We start from the raw sequence: 8,472 nt of genomic DNA on the forward strand, positions 1-8,472 counted from the left end.
GAACACGGAAGTTAAGCTCTCTAGCGCCGATGGTAGTTGGGACCTTGTCCCTGTGAGAGTAGGACGTCGCCAAGCAACTTTAAGACGAGTCAGAATGACTCGTCTTTTTTGTATGCTTTCATACCTCTGTTAATTGCCTGCTTAACTCCTTCTAAATAGGCGAATCCATGCCTTTTATCTGGTTCTAAGTAAGTACCTTCTGCCCATTCATTCCACGCATTAATAAATAAAAACTCGCTGTTGTAAAGAGAATAGGTACGCTGGATTTGTTTGCTTAAATATATCGTGAACTTCTTAGGGGTAGAACCTAGGAAGATACTGCTATTTAAGTCTTTGCGGCGTGCTGTATTGTCCCAGTCAACAAAGGCACCAGGAAATGTTTTTTTCTCTGGAGGAGATCGCTTTAGTATATACATCCACACTTTATCATAATCCCAAGCGTTTATTTGTTTACCAGACTCATATATTGTCTTATTTATGTCTGAAGAGCTATCATGAGCAATTGTATAAAAAGGCTCGAATTGAATGCTAACATCAAATCCATTTATATTAGGAAGTGGAAAGCTGTTTAATGTTTCTGCAAAGTATATACCTTTCAAACCATTTTCTTGTGCGAGTGTATTCCAATAATGAAGCATTTGTTCACAATGAGGGATATGCCCAGGGCGATAAATAATGAATAGTGGTTTATCGTCTATACGGATATATCTCTCATCTTGGAAAGCTTGCAATAAATACTCAAAGTGTTCTTTCCAATCCGATAATTCTCCATAATTTTGAGGCATTAATATGTGACTATCAAGACCATCCCAAGTTTTTGTCCACGGTTCATTTGCCCAAGAAAGGCAAAATGGAAAATCGGGTTCCTTCATCTTAAGTACCTCATTAAAGGGTGCCTCCAATAGCCTCTTCCCTTTAAACCAGTAATGGTAATAACAAAAACCATATATGCCATGTGCTTTGGCGATTTCTGCTTGCCATTTTCTTACGGATGGGGTGGTTAAGTCATAATAAAAATCTTGATAAGGTTCTCTAGGTTGGTAATGTCCTGAAAATAAAGGTCGTGCACTTTTAGTATTTGTCCATTCAGTAAACCCTTTCCCCCACCATCGGTCATTTTCTTTTATTTGATGAAACTGTGGTAAGTAAAAAGCGATTATTTTCAAGATATATCCCCCTTATGTTCTTCGTAGTTCAAGTGGTGGGAAGTTACTTTTGATTTTTCGAATCTAGTTAAAACATGAGATATGTTATTTACTTACTGTGTTTATGCTGCATAATGAATTCTTTTGTACAGTTTGCTTGATATGGAAATCTTTGATGATTTAATATATACGGCTGAGATACAAAGTGATCTTCATTATACAATGAGCGAAAAGAGTTAATCTTTTTGGAGAACAAATAGAGCTTGGGGTAACCGGTTTGTATCATCAAAAAAGTCCCGTAGCTTTAAATACTTCTCATAGTGGTTTTTAATATAAGTTCTAGGTATAACGGTTTCCCCATAGAAGCTACTGTTTCTAACGTCTCCAGCTCCCGTAGGGCTGTGGATAAAATTGCCGCTTTCATAATCCGAGATGGCACGATTTATATCTGGAAAAGCTTGAGATAAAGTTTTATGCCACCCAGTTTGAATTAATTCAGGGTGTTCCTTAAATTGTTGACAGAAATCGAGAAAATAGCGTGCTTGTGTTGTTGCAATGAAGATTCCACCTGGACGAAGAATTCTTGAAAACTCCTTTATCCAATTTTCTGCTGTTTCTTCGGATAAATGTGAGAATACAGAATAAGCGAATATGATATCTAATGAATTGTCATTAATAAATTCTACAGGAGGTTGTGGGGGAGCTATTTTATACCTGCCTCTTCCTAACGTTTCGTTGCAAAGGTTAATCATTGCAGGATCTACATCAATACCAAGTAAATTTTTATGGCGAACATCTTTGAAAAAGAAGCGTATGATTCTTCCCCATCCGCAACCAAAGTCTAAAATTTTCCGTTCTTTATTCAAGGGAACGCCTAAATTATGGGCATATGTTTTTACAAGGCTATAAAACAAATATGCTTCATAAAGAGCATGTTCATAGGAAGCACCTACAAACTGTTGTTGAATTTCTTCGGAGGGGAACATAGGTACTGGGATGCCATTTATCTTTGTTTGTGAGCAACTTTGTATAAATAGATTAAGAAGTTCAACATCAGAAAGCGGGCTAACAAGGTTATCAAAATCACTTCCTAACTTAAAGTTATTCATTTGTTAACCTCCAAATTATATAGTGCCTAAAAATCATTTTCGTGTTTTTCACTAATAAAAACATGTAGAAATTCAGCATCTAACCCCAGTGATCTATCCTTTTGTAAATAAACAATGGTATACATATTTGCATGTGTATAAATATATTCAATCATATCTTGACCCCAATCAAATGTTACTAAAGACCCGTTCTCATCAATAGGATTACCATGATAAATTGGCTCCTCAATATATTCGATTCCTTCTTTATTGATTCTTGCTCTTTGTAAAGTCTTTGTGAGTGTATGATACCAAGGGACAGTAAACACATGAGCGCCGCCAGGCTTTAATACACGCTCTATTTCTTTAAAGGCTTTGTTTGGCTCCATTACATGTTCAAAGACATCTTGAGTAATGAATAAATCAAAAGATTCATTTTGAAAAGTCATGTCTTCTAAGTTCTCGCATCTAATCCCTTGAAAGTATTGGCCGAGAGGGTAGTTTTTAAAGTATTGAGAGTATGTATAGTTTTTGCAGTTTTTTATTAGTAGTTGAGTTGTAATTCCTCCAGGAGAGGATTCGTGGATATGATAGGAACCCCATTTTGGAAAAAATGTATTTAAAACATGGATTAGAGCGCGCTGCCTTGGTATAGAGTGGCATGTAGAACATAAGTAGTGATCTCTAAGCCAATCATTATGCTCTATAAATGTAGCTTTCTTCTCACAAATAACGCAATATCCATTATTGTGCTTCAAATTACCTTCCACATGACATCACTCCTGTGTAAAAAAATGCATATGACACACACGTCAACAATCAGCGAAATCAAAGAGAGTGGGTGGAAATTAGGGAACTCATAAAAGTGAGATTGGTAGATTGGAATAATTAGCGGGAGAGAACCCCACGCTAATTAAAGTTTCACTTTATGCTATGCGATACATTCGCTTTTATTCATTAAAGAATGTACCGACTTAGAATATCCCTTTTGTGTACGGATACATTTCAAAGTCTTGTGCATATATTTCTGTAACTAAATCCATGGTTTCTTTATCATAAAAGCTTTCATATGTTGGAAAGCGGGGGAATGATGCATCTGTAATGCTAAGTTCTGCATAGCTTCCCGTATAAAGCATCTTATGAGCACGATGATGATCTGAATTTATAAGAAGCGCTAAATTTGATTTAGTCAAATCGTACATGTGTTCTATCTTGGTGATTTGTGTATTAAAATCTTCTAAAGGAATATAGTATTGGATGAAGTTTTCTTCACCTGGGACGTATTGCTGACTAAAATGTATATCTATTGCTAGGGAATTGGAACCGAATGCTTGAACGTAATATAAAAATTGTTTAAATGATATTCCTTGATTACTATATTTGTCATTATAAAAACAATGCCGGATACTTTCCCATTGAGGGCTAGCATATGGATTGTCAGCAAGCAATAAAAAGGAGCTGACCGCCCTTGTATAGGGATTCCGTACAAGTTTACAAACATCTTTTTTTGCTGTTAGAAGCCCATTTTGTAACTCTGCTATGTAGTTGGTGTTGTTTTTATACACCCAGAATTCATAGTAATGAATAAAGTCATGGTATTTCTTTGCTTCAGTAAATAATCCAATTTGAAAAAAGAACCAATTAGCTAAAGTAGTACATCCGCTTCTATGGCTCCAAAATAGTATAAGTGGAAAGTCTTTATGGAAATGTGGGATTCGATCTTTATGTAGGATTACATGATTTAAAAGCTCTTGATTTACATTCTTCATACATGTAGTGCTCCTTTTTGAAAGTTTTATTTATGGAGAAGGTTTTTAAATAGAATAAACGAGAATATGAGAAGGCAATTTTTTACTAATCCAATATATTCATGGGAATGAGTAAATATTATGAGTGTTTTTGCGGTCATCTTAGATAAGGTATCGATTCTAAAAGGAAAATATAAAATAAAGATAATGAAAATTTATAAGGGGCATACAATTATAAGAGAATGAATAATAGAGGTGACCAAGTTCGTTTATTTGTATTTCTAGGTGTGATAAGCAAAAATCTTATTACTAGAGAGGATATTATGAGGAAGAATAATTATTTAATAGTAGGTGGAAATAGTTTCATTGGTATAAACCTCGCATTAGGTTTATTGAAACAAGGTCAAAATGTAAAAGTATTTTCCAGACATATAAATAATTTCCCTCAAAATATTATAAGTGAGGTTGAATTTATTAAAGGTGATTTAGCAAATGTTAAAGATATATATAAAGCTTTAGTGAGTGTGGATATTATTATTTATTTAGCTGCAACGTCTAATGTAGCAACTTCAATTGAAGATGTTTTCGGAGATATAAACAGTAGCTTTTTTTTTCTTAACTTCATGGAAAGTGTTAAAAATTTTCCTGTTAAAAAAATTGTATTAGCATCTTCTGGAGGCACGGTTTATGGTGAACCGGAATATTTACCTATTGATGAGGAACATCCATTAAAACCACTTTCTCCTTATGGAATAACAAAAGTATCGCTTGAAAATTACTTGTACTTTTATAAGAAAAAATACGGAATTGACTATGTTGTATGTAGATATTCTAATCCATATGGAAAATATCAAAATCCTTTAAAGAAAGTTGGGGCAATAAATTGTTTTTTGTATCAGCATCTCAGTAATGAAAAGATTAATATATATGGGAATCCACAAGAGATTATTCGAGATTATATTTATATCGATGATTTAGTTGAAATCACTATACAACTATCACAATTAAATCGTTTGAAATCTTGTGTGTATAACATAGGGAGCGGCAAGGGTCTCTCTTTAAAACGAATTATAGTAGAATTGGAGAAATTAACGGAAAGAAAAGTGGACTTTACCTGCTATAAACAAAGGCAAGAAAATGTTCAAAAAATCATTTTAAATATAGATAGAGTAAGACGAGAATGTAATTGGGAACCGAAAATAGATTTCAAAAGTGGAATTAGATTAAATAAGCTATGGATTGAAGAGTTCTTATATAGTAAAAAATAATAAGCCATGCCCTACTTTTGTATCAGTAGAGCGTGGTTTATTATTTTATTTCTTTTTTTATTACCCAAAGGTCTTGATGTTCCCACCAAAAACCTTCAGTGTATTTTTTGATGACAGGGTTATAGGGTAATAATTTAATTTTGTCACATACGTAAGAGGGACTAACGATCGTTTGCCCGTATTGATGAACATCTAAATCCAATTGTTCACTAGAAGGGAGAAACCAATAACCCTGTTTATTTAAATCTGGAAAGCTGAAGTACTTTTTACTTTGATAACCATGAGTTGTGAAAATGAGTAAGCCTTCAGGAGAAACAGCATTATACAATGTTTGAAGCCAACGAAACCAAGTTGTATCAGGCATATGAGAAAAAAAGGATAGACAAAAGACGATATCATACGTAGACGAGGCCAATTTTACTTGTTCAGGTTCAGGGTGAGATAAGATAGAAGAAGTATTTAATGTGTTTTCAATAAAAGTAATAGCCTCTTCATGTATATCACAGGTAGTTATACTTAAGTTCGTTTGTGGGTTTAATAAATGACGTGTTACGCAGCCATATCCGGATGCGAATTCTAATAATTTAATTGGAGTGTCTATAGGGGGATAAAAGGAAGTAATTAAATCTAAAAGTGTTTCTGCGGATTTTCTCCCATCTTGAAAATAATAATCTATCGCTTCTTTTTTAGATGGGAAGACTGGATTAGTGACAAGGAATTGAAAGATATGATCCTCTGGATGGATACTTGCATTTACATTGTATTTGTGTGCAATTTGAGAAAGCAAATCTTTATTTGCTTCTATAAATTCTTTCAAAGAGTAACCCCCCTTAAATGATAGTAACGTTTTACAAGAGATACTGATGGCGAAGAAAATATATCATTAAATCTTCAAATATGCTTTAAGGTACTTTCTATATGTGTACATTTTCTTTTTTGAAATGTCGTCGATAGTAAAGGTTTCTTTAATGAAATTCTGCATTTGTACAACTTCACTGTAATGGGAATATGAATCTTCTGTTCTCGTTACGCTATTTGTATGTCGTCTATGATAGTTTAGCGGTTTTGGATTGAAATAAATGTTCCCCTCTTTAAGAATAGAAACATAGAAAAACCAATCACCAGCTACTTTAAACTTTTCTAATTGTTTTTCTGTTGTTTTTATATCTATGTTTTTAAAAACTACACTTGAGACATTAGGTATGGTGTTTTTGATAAGTAATGTATCTTGTATTTCATCTATCCCTTTTCGGAAATAAGAACTTTTCCATTTTTCTTTATCAATATCATTTGTGTAATCTAAATAATGATTGGCTAGGATATTTCCTTGTTCATCTATTTGTTTTGATTGTGTGTAGCTTAAGGTAACATCACCATTTATATGAAACCCTTGGATTACTTCTTCTAAAAATGTCTGATCACATAAGTCATCGGCCTCTGCAATCCAAATATAATCACCGGTTGCTGCAGAGATGCCTTTTATCCATTGTTTAAATACAGAACCAGAGTTTTTATCATTAATAATCTGCTGAACTTTTAGGTGGGGCTTATTTTCGTTTGAGAGCAGCTGTTCAAATATAGATACGCTATTGTCAGTAGAGGCATCGTCTAGGAAAATTAGTTCGTAAAGGGGATAGGTTTGGTTTAATATGGATTTAACTCGGTTAGATAAGTATTTTTCGTAATTATAGTTCGGTATGATTACGCTTATTTTTTTGTAATTATGATCAAGTAGGTTTAACAGTTGATAAATGTAATGAAGAAAGTTGAAATCTTTTTCAATAAGCTCTTGGCCAAAGCGCCCTTTTTGTAATCGTAAGTCTTCATCTCCAATAAATTCATATATTCTTTCCAGCACCTGCGGTAAATTTAAAAAGTCTACTAAGGCGCCAGTTTGTTCCGTAACAACATCTTCAAAACCTCCAGCGTTTTTAAACCCTATAACAGGGACTTTTGTATCTAATGCCTCTAAAACAACGTTTGGAAAAGGATCTTCTCTTGAAGTTAATAAATATAAATCAGCCCCGGCGTTATATAAACCGATATCTGGAGTAGGCTCAACTAATGTGAAATGTGCTGTATATCTTGGGGATAGCGTGTTAAAGAAATGAACATCTGTTCTCCCGACCCAGATAAAATGAATATTCGTATGAACCTTTCTTACTGAGTAAGCAATAAGTGAGAATAAATCTATCCCTTTCCGATGATCAGCGAAACCTACTCCTAAAATGATTTTGCTATCTAGAGGCAGGTTGTGTTTTTTTCGTAATTCGCTTCTAGCTTTTGCAATATTGTTCTTATAAGGATTGTGGTTAAACAAGCCTTGAGGGAGGATGTGACATTTTTGATGATCTAATTGGGTGATTGTACGGAATTTTTCATACACGTACTGTGAAGGGAAGACAATTTTGTAAGCGAACTGGGCAATGTTTCTAGCTTTCCCCTCGGCAGAGTACTGTTGTATTAAATGCGGCAATTCATGTATTAATGAAATAACTTTTATATTGTGTTTAGCTAGTAATGCAACTATATCACCACTTATGACGGTACTACATATGGCGATGGTATAGTCTTGTGATAGTAACTTCTTTATTAATAATTCGACCCTTTTTTCTGTTGGGTAGTCTTCCTCTAGGCAATAAACAGGACCATACTTTTGAAAATCGTGGATTAAAATGCCCGTTCCAATAGAAATAATTGCGACGGAGTAATGAAAGTTTTCTTTAAGAGCTTTAATAGTATGTAAAGAAAGCAGCTGTGCTCCGTGGAAATGGGCATCATGGGATACATAAATGATCTTCTTATTAACATGCATTTCATAACGCCTCCTAAGTTAATTAGATTTTTAGTAAATGCATGGTGTATTTATAATTCCTAGAGAGAAGTGGTAGGAGATAATTGTGAATGCAGCTGGAATGTACTTGAAATAAAAAGTGCTACCTTTAATATATATTTGTTTGGCTTGCTATTCATTCTTTAGAAAGGTGTAAGTAAGAAAGTATAAACTGTCGATTATGAAAGTGATTGAACCAGTTTATTAATCTCTAGGAACGGAGTATAAATGAAGAAGGTTCAATACCCTTTAGAATTTATAAAATAAAAAGGATAAAAGGTATTGACGATTAGGATATAGAGGTGTAGTATAGAACAAGTCGCCGATAGCAACAACGCAGAAAGCGACAAAAGAAATAAAAAAACTTGGTTGACATTGAAATATGAAAAT

Annotated in this window: 7 protein-coding genes; 1 reads left to right on the forward strand and 6 read right to left on the reverse strand. The window is 33.8% G+C overall.

Translation table 11 applies throughout. From position 1 onward, the window contains the following. Positions 1-89: 89 nt before the first annotated feature. The 4 genes from SB773_RS29530 to SB773_RS29545 all read right to left on the reverse strand — a co-directional run bounded on the left by SB773_RS29530 (position 90) and on the right by SB773_RS29545 (position 4,002). Positions 90-1,166 (reverse strand): glycosyltransferase WbsX family protein, encoded by a 1,077-nt coding sequence (locus SB773_RS29530; protein WP_410593747.1) that lies wholly within the window; start codon positions 1,164-1,166, stop codon positions 90-92. Positions 1,167-1,381: 215 nt separating this feature from the next. Then, the gene (locus tag SB773_RS29535; RefSeq protein WP_131247424.1) at positions 1,382-2,254 is read right to left on the reverse strand and encodes a class I SAM-dependent methyltransferase; all 873 of its coding nucleotides are present in this window, start codon (positions 2,252-2,254) and stop codon (positions 1,382-1,384) included. A 26-nt stretch (positions 2,255-2,280) separates the two neighbouring features. Continuing rightward, the gene (locus SB773_RS29540) at positions 2,281-3,003 is read right to left on the reverse strand and encodes a class I SAM-dependent methyltransferase (RefSeq protein WP_012260218.1); all 723 of its coding nucleotides are present in this window, start codon (positions 3,001-3,003) and stop codon (positions 2,281-2,283) included. Positions 3,004-3,207: 204 nt separating this feature from the next. After that, positions 3,208-4,002 (reverse strand): sulfotransferase family 2 domain-containing protein, encoded by a 795-nt coding sequence (locus tag SB773_RS29545; protein WP_131247425.1) that lies wholly within the window; start codon positions 4,000-4,002, stop codon positions 3,208-3,210. Between the two features lie 302 nt (positions 4,003-4,304). Between SB773_RS29545 and SB773_RS29550 the strand changes: the two genes are divergently transcribed. Then, entirely contained in the window at positions 4,305-5,249 is a 945-nt protein-coding gene (locus SB773_RS29550; RefSeq protein WP_033708635.1) for an NAD-dependent epimerase/dehydratase family protein, read from the forward strand. Positions 5,250-5,289: 40 nt separating this feature from the next. On the opposite strand, the gene SB773_RS29555 is transcribed toward SB773_RS29550, so the two are convergent. Beyond that, positions 5,290-6,066: a class I SAM-dependent methyltransferase gene (locus SB773_RS29555; RefSeq protein ID WP_060751894.1), complete on the reverse strand. Its 777-nt coding sequence runs from the start codon at positions 6,064-6,066 to the stop codon at positions 5,290-5,292. 66 nt (positions 6,067-6,132) lie between these two features. Beyond that, positions 6,133-8,064, reverse strand: a complete 1,932-nt coding sequence (locus tag SB773_RS29560) for a glycosyltransferase (protein WP_410593750.1) — start codon at positions 8,062-8,064, stop codon at positions 6,133-6,135. Positions 8,065-8,472: the final 408 nt, after the last annotated feature.

This window comes from Bacillus sp. SIMBA_074, from assembly GCF_046534555.1.
GTDB classification, from domain to species: Bacteria; Bacillota; Bacilli; order Bacillales; family Bacillaceae_G; genus Bacillus_A; species Bacillus_A mycoides.